The sequence below is a fragment of the Oleiphilus sp. HI0086 genome, from assembly GCF_001635225.1.
The window spans coordinates 1-23,108 of sequence record NZ_LWFZ01000342.1 but is presented as its reverse complement, the minus strand read 5'-3'; the positions used below and the strand labels follow the sequence as shown (position 1 = coordinate 23,108).

At 45.3% G+C, this 23,108-nt stretch carries 20 protein-coding genes; 12 read left to right on the top strand and 8 right to left on the bottom strand.

Annotation, left to right across the window (positions count from 1 at the left end; genetic code table 11):
* A partial coding sequence (locus tag A3756_RS04430; protein ID WP_156490262.1) for a PHP domain-containing protein occupies nucleotides 1-814 on the bottom strand: 814 nt, incomplete at its 3' end.
* Nucleotides 815-927: 113 nt separating this feature from the next.
* Between A3756_RS04430 and A3756_RS04425 the strand changes: the two genes are divergently transcribed.
* Nucleotides 928-1,383, top strand: coding sequence for a CoA-binding protein (locus A3756_RS04425; protein WP_231872309.1), 456 nt, complete (start codon nucleotides 928-930; stop codon nucleotides 1,381-1,383).
* 33 nt (nucleotides 1,384-1,416) lie between these two features.
* Here A3756_RS04425 and A3756_RS04420 read toward each other — a convergent pair whose 3' ends face one another.
* On the bottom strand, nucleotides 1,417-1,857 hold the full coding sequence (locus A3756_RS04420; RefSeq protein ID WP_068511449.1) for a TlpA disulfide reductase family protein: 441 nt from the start codon (nucleotides 1,855-1,857) through the stop codon (nucleotides 1,417-1,419).
* Between the two features lie 54 nt (nucleotides 1,858-1,911).
* Between A3756_RS04420 and arsC the strand changes: the two genes are divergently transcribed.
* The 3 genes from arsC (at nucleotide 1,912) to A3756_RS04405 (ending at nucleotide 4,564) form a co-directional block, all read left to right on the top strand.
* Entirely contained in the window at nucleotides 1,912-2,265 is a 354-nt protein-coding gene (arsC, locus tag A3756_RS04415; protein ID WP_068511451.1) for an arsenate reductase (glutaredoxin), read from the top strand.
* A 95-nt stretch (nucleotides 2,266-2,360) separates the two neighbouring features.
* Nucleotides 2,361-2,741 (top strand): DUF2069 domain-containing protein, encoded by a 381-nt coding sequence (locus tag A3756_RS04410; protein WP_068511453.1) that lies wholly within the window; start codon nucleotides 2,361-2,363, stop codon nucleotides 2,739-2,741.
* A gap of 47 nt (nucleotides 2,742-2,788) precedes the next feature.
* Nucleotides 2,789-4,564 carry a GspE/PulE family protein gene (locus A3756_RS04405; protein ID WP_068511455.1) on the top strand — a complete coding sequence of 592 codons (1,776 nt, stop codon included), beginning with the start codon at nucleotides 2,789-2,791 and terminating at the stop codon, nucleotides 4,562-4,564.
* 6 nt (nucleotides 4,565-4,570) lie between these two features.
* On the opposite strand, the gene A3756_RS04400 is transcribed toward A3756_RS04405, so the two are convergent.
* Nucleotides 4,571-4,885, bottom strand: a complete 315-nt coding sequence (locus A3756_RS04400; protein ID WP_068511457.1) for a YqfO family protein — start codon at nucleotides 4,883-4,885, stop codon at nucleotides 4,571-4,573.
* 528 nt (nucleotides 4,886-5,413) lie between these two features.
* On the bottom strand, nucleotides 5,414-9,316 hold the full coding sequence (purL, locus tag A3756_RS04395; protein ID WP_068552987.1) for a phosphoribosylformylglycinamidine synthase: 3,903 nt from the start codon (nucleotides 9,314-9,316) through the stop codon (nucleotides 5,414-5,416).
* A 325-nt stretch (nucleotides 9,317-9,641) separates the two neighbouring features.
* Between purL and mltF the strand changes: the two genes are divergently transcribed.
* On the top strand, nucleotides 9,642-11,132 hold the full coding sequence (mltF, locus tag A3756_RS04390) for a membrane-bound lytic murein transglycosylase MltF (RefSeq protein ID WP_197469976.1): 1,491 nt from the start codon (nucleotides 9,642-9,644) through the stop codon (nucleotides 11,130-11,132).
* Nucleotides 11,133-11,154: 22 nt separating this feature from the next.
* Here the strand turns inward: mltF and serB are convergent, their stop codons facing one another.
* Complete coding sequence (gene serB / locus A3756_RS04385) at nucleotides 11,155-12,366, bottom strand: phosphoserine phosphatase SerB (protein ID WP_068513828.1); 1,212 nt, start codon at nucleotides 12,364-12,366, stop codon at nucleotides 11,155-11,157.
* Nucleotides 12,359-14,647, bottom strand: coding sequence for a DNA topoisomerase IV subunit A (gene parC / locus A3756_RS04380; protein ID WP_068513825.1), 2,289 nt, complete (start codon nucleotides 14,645-14,647; stop codon nucleotides 12,359-12,361). The genes serB and parC overlap by 8 nt, the downstream gene beginning before the upstream one ends.
* Before the next feature lie 248 nt (nucleotides 14,648-14,895).
* Here parC and minC point away from each other — a divergent pair, with 248 nt between their 5' ends.
* The 7 genes from minC to A3756_RS04345 all read left to right on the top strand — a co-directional run bounded on the left by minC (nucleotide 14,896) and on the right by A3756_RS04345 (nucleotide 21,525).
* The gene (minC, locus tag A3756_RS04375) at nucleotides 14,896-15,723 is read left to right on the top strand and encodes a septum site-determining protein MinC (RefSeq protein ID WP_082865084.1); all 828 of its coding nucleotides are present in this window, start codon (nucleotides 14,896-14,898) and stop codon (nucleotides 15,721-15,723) included.
* 107 nt (nucleotides 15,724-15,830) lie between these two features.
* On the top strand, nucleotides 15,831-16,652 hold the full coding sequence (gene minD / locus A3756_RS04370; protein ID WP_068513822.1) for a septum site-determining protein MinD: 822 nt from the start codon (nucleotides 15,831-15,833) through the stop codon (nucleotides 16,650-16,652).
* Entirely contained in the window at nucleotides 16,649-16,900 is a 252-nt protein-coding gene (gene minE, locus A3756_RS04365) for a cell division topological specificity factor MinE (protein WP_068513820.1), read from the top strand. Before minD ends, minE begins: the two co-directional genes overlap by 4 nt.
* Before the next feature lie 73 nt (nucleotides 16,901-16,973).
* Nucleotides 16,974-17,477 (top strand): HPP family protein, encoded by a 504-nt coding sequence (locus A3756_RS04360; RefSeq protein ID WP_068513817.1) that lies wholly within the window; start codon nucleotides 16,974-16,976, stop codon nucleotides 17,475-17,477.
* A gap of 93 nt (nucleotides 17,478-17,570) precedes the next feature.
* Nucleotides 17,571-18,995: a PhoH family protein gene (locus tag A3756_RS04355; RefSeq protein ID WP_068513813.1), complete on the top strand. Its 1,425-nt coding sequence runs from the start codon at nucleotides 17,571-17,573 to the stop codon at nucleotides 18,993-18,995.
* A 231-nt stretch (nucleotides 18,996-19,226) separates the two neighbouring features.
* Nucleotides 19,227-20,327, top strand: a complete 1,101-nt coding sequence (locus A3756_RS04350) for a hypothetical protein (RefSeq protein WP_068513810.1) — start codon at nucleotides 19,227-19,229, stop codon at nucleotides 20,325-20,327.
* A 100-nt stretch (nucleotides 20,328-20,427) separates the two neighbouring features.
* Nucleotides 20,428-21,525 (top strand): hypothetical protein, encoded by a 1,098-nt coding sequence (locus A3756_RS04345; RefSeq protein WP_068513806.1) that lies wholly within the window; start codon nucleotides 20,428-20,430, stop codon nucleotides 21,523-21,525.
* Nucleotides 21,526-21,551: 26 nt separating this feature from the next.
* On the opposite strand, the gene A3756_RS04340 is transcribed toward A3756_RS04345, so the two are convergent.
* Both A3756_RS04340 and A3756_RS04335 read right to left on the bottom strand, forming a co-directional pair.
* Nucleotides 21,552-22,301 (bottom strand): ABC transporter substrate-binding protein, encoded by a 750-nt coding sequence (locus A3756_RS04340; RefSeq protein WP_068513803.1) that lies wholly within the window; start codon nucleotides 22,299-22,301, stop codon nucleotides 21,552-21,554.
* A gap of 118 nt (nucleotides 22,302-22,419) precedes the next feature.
* On the bottom strand, nucleotides 22,420-23,108 hold a 689-nt coding region (locus A3756_RS04335; protein ID WP_068552985.1), incomplete at its 5' end, for a molybdopterin-synthase adenylyltransferase MoeB.

The following is a 23,108-nucleotide window of genomic DNA, read 5'->3' as shown; positions in this document are numbered from 1 at the left end:
AACGAATTTCCACATTGCAGCGTTTAGCGATTTCTATCGTGTTTTCAACGGCCTCGGGAATATCTTCGAATAAGGCCAACATCTCGTCAGCACTTTTAAGGTACTGAGCGTCACTATAGAGCTTTTCCCGGTTTGGGTTATCGAGTGTTTCACCGTCTGAAATACAAACCCTGGCTTCGTGAGCCTCAAAATCAGACTCAGCCAGAAATTGCACATCGTTTGTCGCAACAACCGGACACGATAACTTCTCGGCTAGCGCAACACTCAGATGAACGCATTCCTCATCATTAGGGCGATTAGTACGCTGAAGTTCAAGGTAGAAACTATCAGAAAAAACCGACATCCAGTGCTCCAAGAGCTCAACAGCAAGGTCTTCTCTCCCAGCCAACAAAGCACGGCCAATTTCTCCATCTTTCGCACCGGACAAAACAATCAGACCTTCTGATGCTTCCTTCAACCACTCTTTCGTGATGACCGCTTTGCCATAATCTTGCCCTTCAGTAAAACCCTTCGAGACCAACTCGGTCATATTAAGGTAACCCTTGTCAGTCTTTGCCAACAAGGTAAGACGGCTTGGATTGTCTGGCTCACTTTCGTTTTCGAGCCAAATATCAACCCCGGCGATCGGTTTGATACCAGAACCGCGCGTAGACTTATAGAACTTGACGAGTGCACACAGGTTAGATTGATCAGTGATCGCGACCGCCGGAAACTCCTCATCGACCAACTGTTTAATCAGCGGTTTGATCCTTACCAAACCGTTGGTAAGGGAGAATTCAGTATGTAACTTGAGATGAACAAATTTTGCTGGCATGAGGTATCGCGATGACATATTGTAGGAGCTGAGATGTTAGCATGACTTAAGGCCTTGTCGAAGCATCTTAGCGCTTATTTTTTACGACTTTAATTCCCGTATCAGACGCATTGGTGAACCTTATCAAAACACAATTTAACCACAACCAGTTGATAGATCTACTCAACTCAGTTGAAACAATTGCCTTAGTTGGTGCCAGTCAAAAACCCGAAAGACCAAGTAATGAAGTCATGAACTTCTTGCAAAACAAAGGTTTCAAAATCACACCGATTAACCCAGACCTAGAAGGCCAGAATCTGTTAGGTGAAACGGTAATCAAAAACATCACCAAGCTGCCCATTAAGGTCGACATGGTCGATATTTTTAGAAACTCTGAAGCCGCTGCATCGATATGTGACGAAGTGCTAGCACTTCCGAAAACTCTACAACCCAAGGTTGTTTGGATGCAGATTGGCGTCATCAATGAAACTGCTGCAGCCAAGTTACGTGCAGCAGGAATATCAGTGGTGATGGACAGGTGCCCTAAACGGGTAATCCAAGAAGCAGAGCGCGTATCAACTCTGGCTTAACAATATTTGAGCTCAGAGTAAAAACAGCTACTTTTACTCCAAGCCTAAATGCCTATTGATCGACTCTGCCGTTTGCGGCCCCATTAACCACTTAACAAACTTCCCCTGCTTGTTTATTAACATTGTCGCTGGCAGGCCACTCGGCAATTTCTGAGAAAACATGCTAGACGGGTCTGCATCAAGCACCGGAAAATCTATTCCCAACCGCTTAACCTTGCTATCCAAGAGCTCTCCTTTCGCTTTATCGAAGTCAAAACCCAGAACCTGGAAGGCCTCACCTTTATTTAACTTGTTCAATTCTGGTAATTCATCGAGACAGGGCCGGCACCATTCTGCCCAGTAATTGATTAATAGCCACTGCCCCTTATATGAGTTTAGCGCTTGCTGGCGACCATCAGAAAAGACGAAAACAGATTCAGAGCAGGCACTTAGAAAAAGAAACAATACAAAGGGCAAAAGTGTTTTTATTCTCAAGCCTGACTCCTGTTACAATATGCCATCTAATTTTACCACGCTGGACGATTAACTATGACCGACACGATACAAATATACCACAATCCTCGCTGCTCTAAATCACGCCAAACCTTAGCGCTTATCGAAGAGAAAGGCATCCAGCCTGAAATTGTTCTGTATTTAGATGATACGCCAGACGCCAAAAAAATCTCAGAGATACTTGGTAAGTTAGGCATTGGCGCCCGCGAACTTCTTCGCAAAGGTGAGCAAGCTTACAAAGACAACGAGCTAGCAGATAAAACACTTAGCGACGCCCAATTAATTGACGCGATGACGAAATTCCCAAAGCTCATCGAACGCCCTATTGTCATTAAAGGCGACAAAGCAGTTCTGGGTCGCCCACCAGAAAACGTACTCGAACTTATATAAACGATATATGCTTCGAAGCGCCCTCTACGGTATAAGTTTGAGGGTGAAGTCGGACTGTCGACACCAAGCTCACCTCAATTGTAATGGAACACCGAATGTCTCAAACACCACAGCGCCCAAGAAAAAACGTAGTCGCCTACTGCATTACTTGGGCTTCCTACCTTTTACTTATTCTAATGATGATCATCACCAGCCTTCCAAGCTACCTACCCGAAGGAAGCTCACCCTGGGTCGTCGTAAGCGTCAAACTCTCCCCATTGCTGATCATTCTGCCTGGCTTAATTAAAGATAGCCTGCGTTCATATACGTGGCTTTGTTTTATCGTTTTATTCTATTTTACTCAAGCAGTTGTCGAAGCCTTTCTATCTCAAGGCGCAGGCTTAGACCTGGTTATCACTTTATTAACCGTCAACATCTTTTTATCTGCTATGTTTTATATAAAGTGGGAACGCGCTCTGGGCCGAGCGCTATTCTAGATTAGCTAACTAATCAGTTAGCTTTAGTTACATGAGAGTAAACCTTAATGCAGCAGCAATTTTCACATTCTGAGCCACTCACTTTCGGGCAAATCGTTCACCAATTGCAGCAAGATAAGTGGTTAAGTGAGGAAGATGCGAAGGCGCTGCTGATCGCGCCAAAAGGAAGTGCGCAGGCAAAGCTTCACCCTTTAGAAATCATAGCGAACGCTGAACTAAGTAAACCTTCCGGGGAAGCCATCAGCATAGAATCCTTGCTTAACTGGCTTTCTACATGGAGCGGGCAAGAGGTTTTCCAAATCGACCCTCTGAAAATTGATAGTCAGAAAGTAGCAAACGTGATGTCACTTGCTTTCGCTCAGCGGCATCATATTCTGGCAGTCGAAATCAACTCAGAAGAAGCCGTCATCGCCAGCGCCCAACCTTTTGTTGATCATTGGGAAAACGATCTAAAGCACATTCTCAAGAAGAACATTAGCCGAGTCATCGTCTCTCCTGCTGATCTAAGAAAATATACTGTCGAATTTTATCACCTGGCAAACTCTGTTAATAAGGCTGGCGCACAAACTTCCTCGCAGCATTCACAGAACTTTGAACAAATGCTGGAACTTGGCGCGCAAGGCAACCCGGACGCTAACGATCAACACATCATCAACATTGTTGACTGGCTTCTGCAATATGCTTTTGAGCAGCGCGCTAGCGATATTCACATTGAACCACGCCGGGAAATCTCACAAGTACGCTTTCGAATTGATGGTGTACTGCATAACGTCTATGAATTTCCCGCCAAAGTAGGCATCGCGGTTACCAGCCGCTTCAAGATTCTAGGTCGCCTCAATGTCGCCGAAAAAAGAAAACCACAAGATGGCCGAATAAAAACACGTAACAGCAATGAGAAGGAAATAGAGCTCCGTCTTTCAACCCTGCCTACCGCCTTTGGCGAAAAACTAGTAATGCGTGTTTTCGATCCGGAAGTCTTACAATGCTCATTCTCTGAGTTAGGCTTTTCTAGCGAAGATTTAAAACGCTGGAAGCAAATGACCGGTCAGCCAAATGGCATTATTCTCGTTACCGGCCCGACCGGTTCAGGAAAAACGACAACGCTCTATTCGACCTTGCGTGAACTCGCGACACCCGAAGTTAATGTCAGCACGATTGAAGATCCGATTGAAATGGTAGAACCTGCCTTCAATCAGATGCAGATCCAACAAAATATCGACCTGGATTTCGCCAGCGGCATTAAAGCCCTTATGCGACAAGACCCCGATATCATAATGATTGGTGAAATAAGAGACCTGGAAACAGCCGAGATGGCAATACAAGCTGCCCTGACAGGCCACCTGGTTATTTCGACACTGCATACTAATGACGCACCCAGCGCAATCACGCGATTAATGGAACTCGGCATCCCTCCATACCTAATAAAAGCAACGGTATTGGGCGTGATGGCCCAAAGGCTGGTTAGAACCCTTTGTACGTCCTGCAAGACACCTGTCGAGCTTGAAGAGGAAGACTGGAAAATGCTTACCAGACCTTGGAAAACACCTTTGCCTCAAAATGCGCAACAACCCGTCGGCTGCCAAGAATGTCGACAAACAGGCTATCGCGGTCGAGCAGGCGTTTATGAAATCATGCCCTTATCCGAAAGCTTAAAAGGGCACATACACGAAAGCGGTCAAGTAGCAGAGCTCAGAAAAGAAGCAATTAAAGAAGGGATGTATTCACTAAGGCTAAGCGGCGCAAATAAAATAGCAAATGGCTTAACAACCATTGATGAAGTGCTCAGAGTCACACCAGTCAGCCTTAATCAGCTAATGAGCTAGGGAACACTAGAAGCCCTCCTCCAAACGAAATACTTCGTATGCAGGCTCTTCGTAAGGATGAGCCTGCTTCAATGCTGACACGGCCTGTTTGATACACTCATCCGAACAAACCAATTCAACCTTTAGCTCTTGAACTTTTTCAATTTCATCAATCTGACCAATCGCTGGCTTGCTACCAGATAAAGGTCTAAATTGTCCAGCCCCCAAAGTTTCCCAGCTACACCGATCATAACAACCTATCCTACCTGCACCTGTCAAAAAAACCGCATCCTTAACTTTTTCCGCATTCTCGACAGGCACAAAAAAACATAACTTATACATACCATATACCCTACCGTACACTTGATTCATTTATTAAGGTTACACAGATTTACGTGTAAAGCCCGCCAATACAGGTGTTTCAAACAAGTGTTAGATTTAATTTTAACTTACCCACAAAAACTGTGGATAACTCTGGGGAAAGTTTTTGGGAAAACGCCCTAAACACTGATAAACACTGAACTTCATACAAATTGACACTTTTTTAACCGAAGCAAATAAACCCTTTATTATCAATACGTTAAATATGTCAACAAAGAAAAGTGTAGAAAGCCTCAGTTTTTTACTCACTTATATAGCAAGCGCCTCAAATGTGTGCATAAAAACCAGCAAAAACGTTGTCTTTTTGAGAGCCTGTCAATATTTCGTTATTTGAAACGTAATTTGAAGGTCAATTATCGATCAAGTCGACAAATATTCGACGTCGCAGTTTTCACAAAGAAATACAGATTTTAACATTTTGTTACACGCCCAAATTCGGAGCATTTAACCAATCTTTCTAGACAAAACCCAGGCAAAAAAAATGGTTCGTTAAACGAACCATTTTCTCGCGTTTCTGAAAATCCTCAACCAAGGACCATCTTCTCCCCAGTCCTTAGGGTGCCAAGAGTTTTGCAAAGTACGATAAACACGCTCAGGGTGAGGCATCATAATCGTCACACGTCCATCCTGAGAACAAACCCCGGCTAAGCCTTCTGGAGAGCCATTCGGGTTAGCAGGATAACGAGTCGCTGTCTGCCCATAATTGTCTACGTATTTTAAAGCCAATTGCTCAGACGACATCAGGGACGCCAGTTTTTGCTCACTCGCGAATTCAGCTCGCCCTTCTCCGTGCGCTACTGCCACAGGAAGTCGAGAGCCCGCCATACCATTCAAGATCAAAGAAGGAGACGATTGTACTTCCAGGAGCGCTACACGTGCTTCAAACTGCTCAGAACGGTTGCGCACAAAATGAGGCCAATGCTCTGAACCAGGAATCAGCTCACGAAGATTAGACATCATCTGACAGCCATTACAAACGCCAAGCGCTAAAGTATCTTGACGCTCAAAGAAGGCCGAGAATTGATCTCTCACGCTGCTATTGAACAAGATCGATTTCGCCCAACCTTCACCAGCGCCCAAAACATCGCCGTAAGAGAAGCCGCCGCAAGCGACTAACGCATTATAATCACTTAAGGCTGTTCTGCCAGCCAAGAGATCACTCATATGAACATCAACGGCTGAGAAGCCTGCCTTGGTGAAGGCAGCTGCCATCTCTATCTGTCCATTAACGCCCTGCTCACGCAGTACCGCAACCTTTGGCTTGGCACCAGTATTGATATAAGGCGCAACGATATCTTCGTTCGGATCGAAGCTTAGTTTAGCGTTCAAGCCAGGGTCTTTTTCATCCAGTAATGTATCGTATTCTTCTTGAGCACACTCGGCATTATCACGTGCCGATTGCATTCGATAGCTCGTTTCTGCCCAAATTCTCTGATAGTAAGCTCTAGATTCCTCAATAACTGACTGACCATCAAAAGCAAAACGAATCTTATCGTCTTCGTTGGTCTGGCCAATTACTAGCGTATGCTCACCTAAGCCCGCAGCAGTGAATTGCTGAAGAACCTCTTCAGTATCACCTTGCTTAACCTGGATGACTGCACCTAGCTCTTCATTATAAAGTTCTCGCGCGAAGTGGCTGGAGTCTTCAGCCAACAAGTCCAGCTTAACGTCAACACCTACACGCCCAGCGAATGACATTTCCGCCAGGGTTGTAAATAAGCCGCCATCAGAACGATCGTGATAAGCCAGCAATTTGCCATCTTGATTCAAACCCTGAATCACAGCAAAGAAAGCTTTTAAATCTTCCGGGTCGTCGACATCTGGCGTGACGGCACCCATTTGCTTATAAACCTGTGCCAGAGCCGATCCACCCAATCGGTTTTGACCATTCGCCAAATCAATCAATATTAGATCAGTATCACCCTGATCACTTGCCAGCTCAGGTGTCAGTGTTTTTCTTACATCATTGACTGGCGCAAAGCCGGTAATAATCAAAGACAACGGAGAGGTAACCGTGCGTGTCTCATGCCCTTCTTGCCAAACAGTTTTCATCGACATAGAGTCTTTACCGACCGGGATAGAAATACCCAGTTCAGGACACAACTCCATGCCAACCGCTTGAACAGTTTTATATAAATTGTCGTCTTCACCTGGGTGACCCGCTGCGGCCATCCAGTTAGCAGACAAACGAATATCAGAGATTTTTTCGATAGATGAAGCCGCCAGGTTGGTAACCACCTCACCAACAGCCATACGACCAGAAGCCGGCGCATCGATATTCGCAATTGGCGTACGCTCGCCCATCGCCATCGCTTCACCAGTATGGCTTTCAAGATCAACCGCAGTAACCGCTACATCAGCAACGGGAACCTGCCATGGGCCAACCATCTGATCTCGTGCAACCATTCCGGTAATTGAACGATCACCAATCGTGATAAGGAAGCTCTTACTCGCCACACTCGGTAAACGTAGAATGCGCTCAGCCGCTTCTTTTATATCTATCTGACTAGACTCGAACATCGGCTTAGTAAACGCTTCTGATTCAACCGAACGGTGCATCTTAGGCGGTTTTCCAAACAACACTGACATGGGTAGATCAACCGGCTTATTATCGAAGTGCGGATCTTCCAGTGTTAAATCATGCTCTTCCAGAGCATCACCAATCACAGCGTAGGGGCAGCGTTCTCTAGCACAAATCGCCTCAAAGCGCTCCAAGTCTTGCGGCAACACAGCAATAACATAACGTTCTTGAGATTCGTTACACCAAATTTCGTGTGGCGCCATCCCAGGCTCATCGTTAGGGATCTTTCGCAAGTCGAATCGTCCACCGCGCCCGCCATCTTTCACAAGCTCCGGAAAAGCATTTGATAAACCACCCGCCCCTACGTCATGTATAAAGGCAATTGGGTTATTATCATCAAGCTGCCAGCAGCGGTCTATAACCTCCTGGCAACGACGTTCCATTTCAGGGTTTTCACGCTGTACAGAAGCAAAATCCAAGTCCTCATGACTAGCACCTGAATCCATCGAAGAGGCTGCACCGCCGCCAAGGCCGATCAGCATGGCCGGGCCACCCAATACAATTAGCTTTGCACCAACATCGATGTCACCTTTCAGTACATGGGACTCTTTAATATTTCCCATACCACCAGCAATCATAATAGGCTTGTGGTAACCCTTGATTTCCTGACCATTCGGGCCAGCAACTTCTTCTTCAAAGGTTCTAAAGTAGCCACACAAGTTCGGTCGACCAAACTCATTATTGAAGGCAGCACCACCTAGAGGACCGTCAAGCATGATGTTATAGGCAGAAGTCATTCGGTCAGGCTTGCCAAAATCTGTTTCCCATGGCTGTTCGAAACCAGGAATTCTTAGGTTCGATACCGTAAAACCTGTCAGACCAGCTTTAGGTTTTGCGCCTTTACCTGTAGCACCTTCATCACGAATCTCACCACCTGAACCTGTCGAGGCACCAGAGAATGGAGAAATAGCTGTCGGGTGGTTATGTGTTTCAACCTTCATGAGGATATGAATATCTTCCTCATGCGCCTGATACTCCTGAGTTTCAGGGTTCGGGTAGAAGCGCTTTCCTTTCGATCCGGCTATTACCGCAGCGTTATCAACATAAGCAGACAATACACCTTCAGAATTCAGCTCATTGGTATTACGAATCATCGAGAATAATGATTTTTGCTGAGCTTCACCGTCAATATCCCAAGATGCATTGAAGATCTTGTGACGACAATGCTCAGAGTTCGCCTGAGCAAACATCATTAGCTCTACGTCTGTCGGGTTACGCTTTAGCCCGCAGAAAGCTTTGGTTAAATACTCTATTTCGTCTGTAGCCAAAGCCAGACCAATACGCTTATTTGCTTCTTCAAGCGCACTCTCACCATATGACAGCACATCGACACTGCTCATAGGGCGCGGTTCAGAGTGTCTAAACAGCAACTCGGCACCCGCCGTTTCATGGAAGACAGCTTCAGTCATTCTGTCATAGAACTGCGAAGATAGCGTTTGGCGCTGTTCGAGCGTAAGCTTTTCAGCAGATCGAACATAATATGCGACACCGCGTTCAATTCGATTTACCTGATTCAAGCCACAAATATGCGCAATATCGGTCGCTTTACTAGACCAGGGTGAAATTGTTCCAGGCCGTGGAACAACCAAAAACAAAACGCCTTCCGCTGCCTCAGAGGGCACACTTGGACCATAGGTAAGCAGCTTATTCAAGATATTGAGTTCGCTAGGATTTAAGTCCTGCGACACATCAATAAAGTGCATAAATTCTGCATACACAGATTCGATTTCTGGAATAACTGCTTGGATGGTTTCAAGTAGTTTATGACTTCTAAAAGGAGAGAGAGCTGGAGCGCCTCGAAGTTCCAACATAATAAAGGCGTACCTCATCGAAGGAGCGTTGAAATAATGGAGGCGGTATTCTACTCGAAACTGGCGCGTCTGTTAACCAAGAATTGTATCTGAAGGTATAATGGCCGTAGTAATTGTGAATCCGGGGACCGTGACGGAGCTCAAACGGGTACATTTTGAAACAATGTTTACCACCCTCCAGGTTGACTCAGAGACCAGTTACTGAAAAGATTATACATAAAATTAGTGACATAAAGGAACAGCTCAGCACCGCTGAAGCGAGGCACTCCTGCCCCGGAACAAGGGAAAGCATGCAGTAGCAGTCTGGTGATTAAAAGGTATTTATTTGTCCTATTCAAAAAGTTCTATTCAGTCCAGTCTTCGACGGAGCCCAATTAAGCTTCGGTCTACTCACCAAGTATTACTTTATGGCAAAACGCTTGTCATTCTCTTACTTGCTTCGTTGCTCTGTGCTTGCGAAAAGCCCAGCACGATGGACAAAATCAATAAGCACAGCACATTACACATCATCACTCGCAACGCTCCAGCCGTTTATTATGAAGGCCGAGAGGGCCCCGCTGGCTTTGAATATGACCTTGCGAAAATGTTTGCCGAAGATGCGGGACTCAAACTGGATGTAAAAGTCGCGGCCACCCGCAGCCAGATTTTGTCAGCACTCGATAACGACTATACCAACATTGCGATCGCCAGCATGGTCGCCTCCGATACGCGCGCAGATCGATATAAGTACTCCAGCTCTTACATGGAAACAACCCCCATCGTCGTCTATCGATACGGTAGTGTTAGACCGCGAGATATTAGCGATATTATTGACAAGCGTATCGCGGTAGTAAGTGACAGTTATCACGCAGAAGAATTAAACAACCTGCGTAATGAAAATCCCGACTTAATGAACGCCCTTCAATGGGAAGCTCTTGATGTTGAAACCATTGACCTGATGAAGATGGTACAAGACAAAGAAATTGATTACGCCATCATCACCTCAAACGAGCTAGATATTCACCAAGCTTATTACCCGCGAGTTAAAAAGGCCTTTGAAATTGGTGAAGCACAACAAATTAGCTGGTACTTTCCTGCCAGCACAGATCACACCTTAATTAACAAGGTAAACAACTTCTTATCCCGAATTGAAGAAGATGGCAGACTTATTAACCTTAAAGAGCGCTATTTTGGACACTTGGGACAACTCAATTACGTGGGCGCTCGCACCTTTATACGGCATATAAACAGCCGGCTGCCAAAGTACGAAGAAACTTTTAAAGAGTTTGCAGAAGAGCAAGACATCGACTGGCGCCTGATGGCCTCGATGGGCTACCAAGAATCTCACTGGCGACCTCGTGCAACTTCTCCAACCGGTGTTCGTGGACTAATGATGCTGACACGCATCACGGCAAAGGAAATGAACATTAAAAACAGATTAGATCCTGAGCAGAGTATCAAAGGTGGTGTTCGCTACTTCTCTAAAATTAGAGCCAGGATTCCGAAGCGCATAGCTGAACCAGACCGAAGCTGGCTTGCCTTAGCTGCCTACAACGTGGGCTACGGCCATCTTGATGACGCAAGGATTCTGACAGAGAAAGCCGGAAAAGACCCGGACAAATGGATGGACGTAAAAGAATTCTTACCACTTTTACAGAAGAAGAAATATTATAAACAGACTCGTTACGGCTACGCCCGTGGTAATGAGCCGGTCATATACGTGCAAAACATACGTCGCTACTATGATGTATTAAGTTGGATGACCCAACCGCAAACGAGCGAACAAGCCATTGCACAAACAGACTTTCAAGAAGGGCTAATTAAGACTATCGAATAAACATACCGATAGCCTTAAGATCCTACTCTGCTTCTCTATCTCTAAAGCCGATCAAGTAAAGTACAGCATCAAGGCCTAGGTTTGATATCGCATGACGAGCGGACTCTTTCACAAGAGGTTTAGCTCTAAACGCTACGCCCAATCCAGCTCGACTCAGCATTGGCAAGTCATTAGCACCATCTCCGACAGCAATAACCTGCTCACGCCCTATTTTTTCTTTCTTGGCTAATTCATCCAACAAAGCCGCTTTGCGCTGGCCGTCAACCACTTGGCCCGTCACGCACCCCGTTACTTTACCGTTTTTAATTTCCAACTCATTGGCATAAACATAATCAATACCAAGCTTATCCTGCAGCCCTTTAGCAAAGTATGTAAAACCGCCCGATAAAATAGCAGTCTTGTAACCCAGGCTTTTTAGCGTTGAGATCAACCTTTCTGCACCTTCAGTCATCTTAAGGCGCGCAGCTACTTTGCTTAGCACTTCTTCGCTCAAACCTTCCAATAAACCAACACGCCGAGCAAAGCTCTCAGTAAAATCAATCTCACCACGCATGGCTTGCTCGGTGATTTCAGACACCTGATCTCCGACACCCGCTTCTTTCGCCAGCTCATCGATCACTTCTGCTTCAATTAAGGTGGAATCCATATCAAAAACCACCAAACGACGATTACGGCGATAAATTGTGTCTTCCTGGAAGGCGATATCGACGTTAAGCTCACTGGCAATCTTTAAAAAGTCAGCTCTCAACGCCTCAGCATCCGGCACATTTCCGCGAACAGAGAACTCCAAACATGCCTGGCTCGACTGAGGATCGACATCCAAACCACGACGCCCGGACAGTCGGGTAATGTTGTCGATATTCAAATCATGCTCCGCAGTCACTTCAGAGACTTTAGCAATTTGCTCTGCAGTGATCAGGCGAGAAAGCAAGGTAACGATATAGCGCGCTTTACCCTTTCCTTCGACCCAATGCATATACTCTTCAGCACTCACAGCCTGAAAAGTAACTTGGAGGTTCAGCTCGTGCATACGGAACAAAAGCTCCTTCATCACTCCAGAAGAACTGCCTTCATTTGGCACTTCAACCAGAATCCCCCAGGTAAGGTGATCATGAATAACAGCTTGGCCAATATCCAGAATATTCAATTCATATTGCGCCATAATACCTGTAATTTCAGAGGTTAAGCCGGACTTATCACGCCCTGAAACATTAATCAGAATAATTTCACTCAATTACTTCACCTTTTGCCTGCTTAGGCTCATTTTTTACAACTTCCATGCGATCAACTTTCTGCAGCCCTCTAGGAAGCTTATGCCCTCGCCTGCCACGTTCTCCGACATAATGCGTTAAGTCTGAGAATTTTAACTTCAAGTGACGCTTGCCTGAATGAATCACTAAATGATCATCTTCAGCAAAAATTGCCACGGACACCAACCACTCCTCACCACTTTGAACTCGAGCAGAAGGAATACTGATTATCTTGTTACCCTTTCCCTTCGCCAGTTCTGGCAGATCCTTCACGGGAAAGACCAACATCCGTCCTTCGTTACTCACTGCTGCGATATAATTGCCCTCAACAGTGCCTAGCATTTGAGGAGACATAACTTCCGCCCCTTTAGGCAAGGACAAAGCAGCCTTACCGGCTTTATTCTTGCTCTGCAAGTTAGAAATATTGCTAATAAAGCCGTAGCCAGCACTGCTCATCATCAATAGTTTCTGATCCGGTTCACCAAGCACGACCGCTTTAAACGTTGCGCCCGAAGGCGGGTTGATCTTACCGGTCAAGGGCTCTCCCTGGCCTCTTGCTGACGGCAAGCTATGTGTCGGCACGGTATAGGAACGCCCGGTAGAATCAATAAACACGACACCTTGATGACTCTTACCTTTGGCCGATAAAGCGTAGCCATCACCCGACTTATAATTCAGCCCTGCCGGATCAATATCATGACCTTTAGCCGATCTCACCCAACCTTTCTCTGACAAGACAACCGTCACGGGTTCAGATGAAATCAAATCAGCTTCTGAGAAAGCTTTTGCTTCTTGCCGCTCAACGATTGGGGAGCGACGATCATCGCCGTATTTTTCTGCATCGGCCAATAATTCTTCTTTAATCAAGGCCTTCATCAAAGCTGAAGAACCTAGGATTTTCTTCAATTCTTTACGTTCTTTTTCAAGTTCTTCCTGCTCGGCACGAATCTTCATTTCTTCAAGTCGAGCGAGCTGTCTCAACTTGGTATCCAGAATATAGTCTGCCTGAACTTCAGTCAGATTAAAGCGAGCCATTAACACAGCTTTTGGCTCATCTTCTGTTCGAATGATATGGATTACTTCATCGATATTCAGGAAGGCGACCAATAGCCCATCCAAGAGGTGTAGTCGCTTCTCGACTTTATCGAGCCTAAATTTAAGTCTACGCGTTACGGTATCTGTTCGATAACTAAGCCACTCAGTTAAAATAACCTTCAGGCCTTTCACTGCCGGGCGGCCATCGATACCAATCATATTCAAGTTAACACGATAGGTTTTTTCCAAATCGGTGCTTGAATAAAGGTGACCCATTAAAGATTCAATATCAACGCGGTTAGAACGTGGAACAATTACTAAACGGGTTGGGTTTTCATGGTCAGACTCATCTCGTAAGTCGGCAACCATTGGCAGCTTCTTCGCCTGCATTTGCGAAGCGATCTGCTCCAGTACTTTAGCCCCGGAAGTCTGGTGCGGTAATTCACTTACCACAATATCGCCGTTTTCCTTGTGGTAAATTCCACGCATACGAATCGAGCCTCTGCCCGTTTCGTAGATATTCAATAACTCAGTACGAGGCGTCACGATCTCGGCACCAGTAGGATAATCCGGCCCCAGAACATTCTCAGCAAGCTGCTCATTGCTGACACTGCTGTCATCAAGTAAGCGAATACAAGCACTCGCCACTTCCCTAAGGTTATGTGGTGGAATATCAGTTGCCATACCCACGGCAATACCCGTGGTACCGTTTAATAGCAAATTAGGTAAGCGTGCTGGCAGAGTTTTAGGTTCATCCATGGTGCCATCAAAGTTTGGCGCCCACTCTACGGTGCCCTGACCTAACTCAGCTAAAAGTGTATCTGCGTAAGGAGCCAGCCTTGACTCGGTATATCGCATCGCAGCAAAAGACTTCGGGTCATCCGGAGAACCCCAGTTTCCTTGTCCGTCAATAAGGGGGTAGCGATAACTGAAGGGCTGCGCCATCAAGACCATTGCCTCGTAACAAGCACTGTCTCCATGAGGGTGAAACTTACCCAAGACATCACCCACCGTACGAGCAGACTTTTTGTACTTGGCTGTCGCCTTCAAGCCCAATTCGGACATAGCGTAAACGATTCTACGCTGGACAGGCTTCAAGCCGTCCCCAACATGTGGCAATGCACGATCAAGAATGACGTACATTGAGTAGTCTAAATAAGCTTTCTCGGTGTATTCACGAAGCGAAACCTGTTCAACTCCGTCTTCAAAAGACATAATTTCGTTGGTCATGGTTACCTTTTTTAATTAAGGACTCTATAAAAAGCGGCCAGTTTTATAATGAGCGAAAGTGTCCCACATTAAGTCTAAAAATTCGAGCGAAAGTATCAATCTCATGTTAAGATATTTCACTATATCAACCGCACTCTAATTCGAACTGCGGCATGACACAAACAATAACTGTAATTTAAGTATCTGTGCGTGACTCAACTGGCTTACAATCGGGCCTGATTGCACAGAAACCAAGCTCAGGTAACTCAATGACGTCTAGCGCCACAGTCAGCTCCAACTCTAACGATCAGGCGACACCTGAATCTACCGCTTCTACCACTCGCTCATCTGGCAACTGCCTAAAGCTTAAAGGCTCTTTACTGCCGATGACCGTTCTGGAATTGGCCTACTATGACGAAGCTCAAATTCAGCAAGAGCTTTCAGCAAAGACAACACAAGCCCCTGGCTTTTTCGAGAACCTCCCTGTCATCATTGACATCGAACAGCTTACTGAAGAAGACAGTGTTCCTTTTGACAAACTGATCAACCAATGTCGTGAGTTTTCGATTAAAGCAGTGGCAGTTAGGGGCGGTTTAGAGAAGCACCAGCAAGCTGCAAAAGAGGCAGGCTTAGGGCTACTGGCAAAACAGAAAGAAAGACAGGCAGAGCCAGCACCAGAAAAGCCAGAGGCTAAGGTAAAAGAGGTCGTACATACAGAAGTTGAAACAGTCGAAGTGGTTAAAACTGTCGTTCAACAAGCACCTCAGCAAAGCAAAATCATTCACACCCCTATCCGTTCAGGCCAGCAAGTTTATGCTGCCGATGGAGATTTGATCATACTTGCGCCGGTTAGCGCCGGTGCAGAGATCTTGGCTGATGGTAATATTCACGTATATGGCGCACTGCGCGGTCGCGCCTTAGCAGGGGTAAAGGGCAATACGAATGCTCGAATTTTCTGCCACAGCCTTGAAGCAGAACTGGTTTCTGTTGCCGGGCAATACAAAATCAGCGAAGATATCGATAAAGCAGCACTAAAAAAACCAACTCAAGTCTATTTAAGCAACGAGACACTAAGCTTTAAAGAACTTGAAATATAACGAAAACGGATCTGGATTACAGCACTTACAAAGGACTTCCGAATACAAATAACAAAGCTGTACCGTAACCTTTTAACGACACACAATTAGTAAGACGGGATATAAAATTGGCTAAGACGATTGTCATAACTTCTGGAAAAGGCGGCGTAGGTAAAACCACCACTAGCGCGTCCATATCAACAGGTCTGGCCCTTAAGGGCAAAAAAACAGTAGTCATTGATTTTGATGTAGGTCTACGAAATCTGGACTTAATTATGAACTGTGAACGACGCGTCGTTTACGATTTCGTAAATGTCATCAATGGCGAAGCGACACTTAACCAAGCACTTATCAAGGATAAGCAGGTTGAAAATCTGTACATCCTGCCAGCGTCTCAGACTCGTGATAAAGATGCCCTATCCGAAGATGGTGTTGAAAAAGTTCTATCTGAACTTGCCAAGACTTTCGACTTCATTATCTGTGACTCACCTGCCGGTATTGAACACGGCGCACAGATGGCTCTGTATTTTGCCGATGAAGCGATTATCGTCACAAACCCTGAAGTATCTTCAGTCAGGGATTCTGACCGAATCCTTGGTATCCTGAACAGTAAATCTCGACGTGCCGAGCAAGGACTAGAACCCGTCAAAGAGCACCTGCTACTAACTCGCTATAACCCAGAGCGAGTCGATAGAGGCGAAATGCTTAATGTAGAAGATGTAAAAGATATTCTGGCCGTGAAACTACTAGGCGTTATACCTGAGTCTCAGGCAGTACTATCCTCTTCAAACCAAGGGGTTCCTGTTATTCACGACCAAGAAAGCAATGCCGGACAAGCCTACTCGGATGCTGTAGAGAGACTGCTAGGTAACGAGCTGCCTCATCGCTTCTTGCAAACAGAGAAAAAGGGCTTCTTTAAACGTATGTTTAAGGGGTCTACAACAGCATGAGTTTTTTCGATTACTTTAAAAGCAGCAAAAAGAACACTGCATCAATCGCTAAAGAACGTTTACAAATCATCGTCGCACATGAACGAGGTAAACGTGAACAACCTGATTATTTACCTCAGCTCCAACAAGAGATTCTCGAGGTGATAAGAAAATATGTACCTGTCGATCAAGAACAAGTTCAGGTACAGCTAGATAAAAACGATGATTGCTCAATTCTGGAACTAAACGTTACACTTCCAGAAGATTAAGACCAAGACCTCTTCGGAGGTCTTTTTTTTAAGTTACTACTGTAGAATTTAAGTAAAGGAATGACCCCATAGCATGAACACTGGCAACACCACTTCAGGAAAGCTAAATAAACTCTACGCTCGCGACATTATGACTCCACACGTCAAATCTGTCCCACAATCCTGGACCATGCAGCAATTTTCTGCCTTCTTATCTGATAACAATATCTCTGGCAGCCCCGTTGCTAATCAAGAAGGGCAGCTTATTGGCATTGCTACACTTAAAGATATTGCCGACTTCCACTTAAATTCTGTTGATAGCTCTTATGAGGAACAGCTCAGCGAAGAAGAGAAGCTCGAAGCAAGACGCTTACGTATGATGATTTTTGAAGGCATGGCCAAACTTCCAGTAGAAGTAGGCGATATTATGACCCCAATAATTTTCTCCGTCGACGAGGAAACAGCCATTGTCGACGTCGCTAAACTAATGATGGAGGAGCATTTACACCGCGTTTTTGTCAAAAAAGGTGAAGACCTGAGCGGTATCATTACTACTTATGATCTACTCAAAGTCATCGTCGATGAAGCTGCTAGCTAAATACGCTTAGCTCTAATTGATGGCATCACACTTGATGGCACAATCTGGTCAGTTAACTATCAACCCTAAGTTGCATAAGTCAGAGGTTTTTGTATGGTAAAAAGTAAGTTAAAACACAACAAGAAGCTTTATGTACTCGATACCAATGTACTAATCCACGAACCAGAGTCTATTTACAAGTTTGATGAACACGCAGTGTTTATTCCTCTTCGAGTATTAGAAGAACTCGATGGTCACAAACGAGGCAAAAATGAAATTGCCCGCAACGCTCGGCAGGCTCACCGTTATCTTGACGAGCTATTATCCAACATAGAAATAGACCAGCTCGATAAAGGCATCAGCCTTGACTCCTGCACCTTATATCCGGCTACTAATCACGAGGGCAAGCTATTCTTCCAAACCTTCGAAAAGGAACGTGCGCCGGTTGCAGACAACGAAATCATTGCTGTCACCCGACAACTGAGCGAAAACTACGCTAATAGTGACGTAGCAGTAGTTCTAGTTACTAAAGATATTAATATGCGCATTAAGGCCAGCGTTCATGGCCTGATTTCAGAAGACTACCGAAATGACCAAGTAGCCAATGTCGGTGACGAATTACTCTTTAGTGGCCAAGTCGAAATTACCGATGAAATGTGGGAAGCGCCTGGTATAGATATCAAAATTGACCGAGAGGATTCTCAGGAATTTGGCACGCTTATCACCTATCACATTACTGCTCCCTGGGTTCGCAACTGGAGCATCAATACTCACATATATTCAGACTCCAGCAGTAATCAAACTTTCCGCGGCCAATTGAGACAAGTTGTCGATCAGACGGCTACGATTGAGTTATTACCCGATTTTGAATCTCAATATCATTGCTGGGGAATTCAAGCTAAAAACAAAGAACAGAATTTTGCTTTGGCAGCACTCACTGATCCTGAAATTGATTTCGTCACCATCGCCGGAGAAGCCGGGACAGGTAAAACTCTGTTAACCCTAGCTGCGGCACTACACCAGGTGTACGAAGATAAGTTTTATGATGAAATCATTGTCACTCGGGCCACGGTTCCAATGGGTGAAGATATCGGCTTCTTACCCGGCGAAGAAGAAGATAAAATCGGCCCTTGGATGGGCGCGATCACCGATGCTTTGGAAACATTGAGCGCCAACCCCAACGGCACCGATTTCGAAAGGAAGTCGAGTGTTGAATTCTTAAAAAGCCGCGTAAAAATAAAAAGCTCCGGTTTTATGAGAGGCCGAAGTTTCTCCGACAAGATCTTCATTATTGATGAAGCCCAGAACCTGACCTCTGCACAAATGCACGGTCTCATATCACGAGCTGGTCCAGGCACTAAGGTCATTGCGATTGGCAACCTAAAGCAAATTGATACACCCTATCTATCGGCCTCAACGAGTGGCTTCAGCTTTGCAATGGACCGCATGCGAAACTGGGAACACTATGCTCACATCACACTACAAAGCGTTGAACGCTCCCGTCTTGCAGACTACGTTGCTGCCAATTTTTCTGACTAAACAGGCATAAAAGTCTATAGGGTAAGCCTAAGTGCTTGCCCTATATTTATTGCCAAAAATGCCAATACTCTGTCCTCTACTGTCATGGTCTTCTTACCATTCCCGATAAATAATGATCAAGTAAAAACAGGACGGCCCTCTCTTCTCAGATAATGGTCAGATAAAGTGTCTGTTGTACTTTGTCCGCAGGACGCAAAATAAAAATAATATACATATCGAAAGGTCCTAACTATGTTTAAAACTAAGAAATCTATACTTTCCACCTGCGCGCTTTCTTTATCTCTATTATGGGGATCAGGGCAAGCGATGGCTGCCGACAACTGCTATATAATGGTTCACGGGCACGGAACCCAAGGCGACATCAAAATCAATGCCCTCGACTCTTGGCGAACATCCCACTTCAGCAACTATAACGGTGCTGACTTTATGGATGACTTGCTGAGCTCTGGCGACAATTATGCCATTGTTGGTTACGACTCAACCGACGAAAGCGGCTACCCTTACTGGAGAAACGAAACCTCTGGCGAAATTGCTCGACAGATCATTTCTATCAAGCAAGGTAACGGAGACGGCCTCAATCACCCTCAAGCTGGCACTCAATGCTCGGCCAATGACGACTTTTGGGTTGTATCGCATAGTCAGGGCGCTCAGCAGATGATGTTTATCGCCGGTAATGCGGTCTCAGGCGCACCCAACTACAATACGGCTTACACAAGCTCTGGTTCCGTTAGTGTTGATTATGCATCCGCCATGAACGACATTCTCGGGATTTTCACGCTTGGCGGCGCAATAACCGGAACCGAAGGTGCTGACCGAGTTTGTAACGGCAACTGGTTAGATGCACTTATAAACGCGGCATTCTTAGGTAAAGACTGCAACCCAAGTGTACAATGGCTTCAAACAAACGATTCTTACACTGTTAAGAATTATATTGGTTCCAACCTAGCTGCTCCGGTTTATGTTATGGGCGGTTACAAGAGCTTCCCTGGTATTGAAGGCGCATCTGCGGCTATGCTTAATGGCGAAGATGATGGTTATATCAACCTGGCATCGCAAATGAGCTGTGAAGGTTCCGGTAAGCGCAATATTTGGGACGACCTGAATACCTACAAAACATTCTTTGGTATTGCCTACGGCAGCCCGACCTTCAAGTGTAATAACAGCAATAAAGGCACACCGCGCACCTATAATATGGCGAGTGTTTATACCGACCACGATGCAGAACGAAACGGAGGCATAAACTCTCCAAGCTACACCTCCATCGAAAACGGCCTATCTTGCGGCAATGGACGCAACATGGCCGGCCGCATAGACTCTTGTACTGCAAACTAAGATAAGCAAAATCAAGAGATAGACTGAACCCTGGAACTACACGGCTAGTTCCAGGGTTACCCTCCAAGTCACCAAGCGCCTAAACTAAGAGTTAACCAAAATGCAGAAACACAAAACAATAACAATCTCACTTGTTTCAATTCTTTCAATTGGCGGGCTTCTATGGCTCAACAGCTCAAACACAGACACGCCCGAGCTTGCTGTCGTTAGTAAGACCTCTGCTGATCAGGCTCAGCAAAAAACTGAAAATAATAATGTCATAGCAAAAATACCATCCAAACTACCAAGCACCGACATCAATGAAACCGAAGATCAGGAAGAAGTTCTCGAGCAGCAAGCGCCCTTGAGCCCCATCGACAGAATTAAAGCTATCCAGCAAAAAACTGCACTACATGAAGCAATCATTGATGATCACAATCGCTTTACCCGCTACCCAGACTATAACCAAAAAATCAGCTCAGCTGAGCAAGACCCCACCGAGAAGCGCTACGCAATTGATGAACGGACCAGCCTTGATGAAGAGACTCATACTGCACTAACAATCTGGAGCGATAAGAAATACTATCTTCATGGAGACATAGCAACCATCTATGCAAGCCTTCAGGACGCGAACCAAGCACCAATTCCAAGCCAGTTTCTGGGCCAACTAATCTACAATGAAAGCTCGAACCTGCAACAGTTTGAGTTCACTGACGAAAATCAGGACGGCATTTACGAATATCGAATTGATATTGATGCAGAAAAAATTGCTGGTTTATATAAAGTACTAATCGTTAACAAAACCAACAAACTTGCAGACGCTATTACTTTCACTCTTTCAGAACCGGCTCTAGAGCTGACCGGAAACTTTCGAGATAAGCTCAATGCGCAAGGGAATTTATTAATAGAGACCGAAATTAGCGTCAGCAGCAAAAACCGTTTTTACTTTCAAGCCTCGCTCTATAGCGCCAGTAATACACCTATTGGCACAACCCAACATTCAGGTGAGCTTGCACCTGGCAAGCATTGGATACCTTTGGAGTTCGATGGCTTAATGATTCATGACGCTCAGGAAGAAGGCCCTTTCTTGCTGAAAAACCTGTCACTCGCAAAAGTAGCCTTACCTATCCAACTAGCGCCCTTAGCTCACCCTGAATTCTATACAAGAGATTATAGTTTGAGCCAGTTTCGATCAACACAGTATGCCGCAAGCCAATAAAGCAGCAATTTATCTAATGAAGTGGATCACTGATAACGTTTTAGAATTCGATCAAGCTCACCGGTTCTGACGAGGTTTTCAATAAGCATATCGAGTGTTTTTGGCGCAATCTTATTTTTAATTTGTTTTGAATAGGCGCAATGAAGTTTATATTCGTCTGCAGGCAGCTTGGCCAATACAAGCTGCTCATTCAATTTTCTTTCTCGAAGTTGATACTTGAGCAAAATCCCGAAATCAATCAGCACATCTAGCCTTTTCAATTGCAGCAAGTGAATCCCATGCTCCAAGCCCTTCAGCTTGATTGTCGCTACGTCTCCAGACTTAATCAGGCTCATCACTTCAGGGTGATAAACATAACCGTTATAGATTCCTAGAGTTGTTCCTTTAAGGTCATTGTATGAATGAAGCTTCAAGCTAAGTTCTGGACGAACAAGAAATCTGTCTGCCCCATCAAATAAAACAGGGGACCAATGATAGGAAGAAGGTAATTCCTTCCAAATAGGGCTCGTCAAACAATCCACATCGATGTCACCTGACTGCAATTGTTGCTCAATTCGCAAGACTGGAAGTTTCACAAACTCGGCTTGCAATCCCGCTTCGGAAGAAATCTGGTCGGCCAGATCTTTGATAATGCCAGAATGGACTACACCATCATGTTCAATAACAAAAGGTGGCTTCGCATCATCCCAATAACTGAACTTAAGAGTCTCTGCGCTAACGTTCCCTACTGAAAAAAGCAATACCAGCAAGCCTAGCTTCGATGTAATCTCTCTCATCACTCCACTCCTCCGTATACTTTCATTATTGGAAGGAAATAGTAATTAAGCAATATCTTTCACTAAAAATACCAAATTGATCTAGCTTTACTTGAGTCGAATCAAGAGTCCGTTTTACTTATTTACCACAGACCTGACAGCCTGAGTCTTTCTTCAGTTTCAACGTCCGCCACTCCATCGAAGTAGCATCCAGCATCATTAAGCGCCCTTTTAAAGAACATCCTAGGCCACTCAGTACCTTAATAGCCTCCATTGCCTGCATGCTCCCTATAATGCCAACCAACGGCGCCATAACACCTGACGTTGAGCAGGTAAGCTGCTCGTCATCCCCTTCAGCATACAAACACTGATAACACGGTGCTTCATCGTCACGCATATCGAAAACACTTACCTGCCCTTCCATTCGAATCGCGGCACCAGACACTAGAGGCTTTGCTTCTTCGACACATGCTCTATTGACCGAGAATCGAGTTGTGAATGTGTCGCTGCAGTCCAAAACCAAGTCAACTCTGGCGACAGCAGACCGTAACCCCTCCTCATCCAGACGTTTGGCAAGTACCTTCACTTCAACATGAGGGTTTATATTGCCAAGCATTTCAGCCGCGGAGTCTACTTTCATTTTTCCTAACGAGCTTTCGCCATGTAGAATTTGGCGCTGCAAGTTGGAAACATCAACATGGTCATCATCAACGATAGTTATGCAGCCAACACCTGCTGCTGCAAGATACATCGCAACCGGGCTACCCAAGCCACCCGCACCAATAATAAGTACTTTTGCATTCTTGAGCGCCAACTGCCCCGCAACAT

Excerpts from the sequence above, each read along its gene's own strand:
- arsC (WP_068511451.1), top strand. The coding sequence starts at position 1,912 with ATGACCGACACGATACAAATATACCACAATCCTCGCTGCTCTAAATCA.
- A3756_RS04410 (WP_068511453.1), top strand. The coding sequence starts at position 2,361 with ATGTCTCAAACACCACAGCGCCCAAGAAAAAACGTAGTCGCCTACTGC.
- A3756_RS04405 (WP_068511455.1), top strand. The coding sequence starts at position 2,789 with ATGCAGCAGCAATTTTCACATTCTGAGCCACTCACTTTCGGGCAAATC.
- A3756_RS04400 (WP_068511457.1), bottom strand. The coding sequence starts at position 4,885 with ATGTATAAGTTATGTTTTTTTGTGCCTGTCGAGAATGCGGAAAAAGTT.
- purL (WP_068552987.1), bottom strand. The coding sequence starts at position 9,316 with ATGTTGGAACTTCGAGGCGCTCCAGCTCTCTCTCCTTTTAGAAGTCAT.
- parC (WP_068513825.1), bottom strand. The coding sequence starts at position 14,647 with ATGACCAACGAAATTATGTCTTTTGAAGACGGAGTTGAACAGGTTTCG.
- minC (WP_082865084.1), top strand. The coding sequence starts at position 14,896 with ATGACGTCTAGCGCCACAGTCAGCTCCAACTCTAACGATCAGGCGACA.
- minE (WP_068513820.1), top strand. The coding sequence starts at position 16,649 with ATGAGTTTTTTCGATTACTTTAAAAGCAGCAAAAAGAACACTGCATCA.
- A3756_RS04360 (WP_068513817.1), top strand. The coding sequence starts at position 16,974 with ATGAACACTGGCAACACCACTTCAGGAAAGCTAAATAAACTCTACGCT.
- A3756_RS04355 (WP_068513813.1), top strand. The coding sequence starts at position 17,571 with ATGGTAAAAAGTAAGTTAAAACACAACAAGAAGCTTTATGTACTCGAT.
- A3756_RS04350 (WP_068513810.1), top strand. The coding sequence starts at position 19,227 with ATGTTTAAAACTAAGAAATCTATACTTTCCACCTGCGCGCTTTCTTTA.
- A3756_RS04345 (WP_068513806.1), top strand. The coding sequence starts at position 20,428 with ATGCAGAAACACAAAACAATAACAATCTCACTTGTTTCAATTCTTTCA.
- A3756_RS04340 (WP_068513803.1), bottom strand. The coding sequence starts at position 22,301 with ATGAGAGAGATTACATCGAAGCTAGGCTTGCTGGTATTGCTTTTTTCA.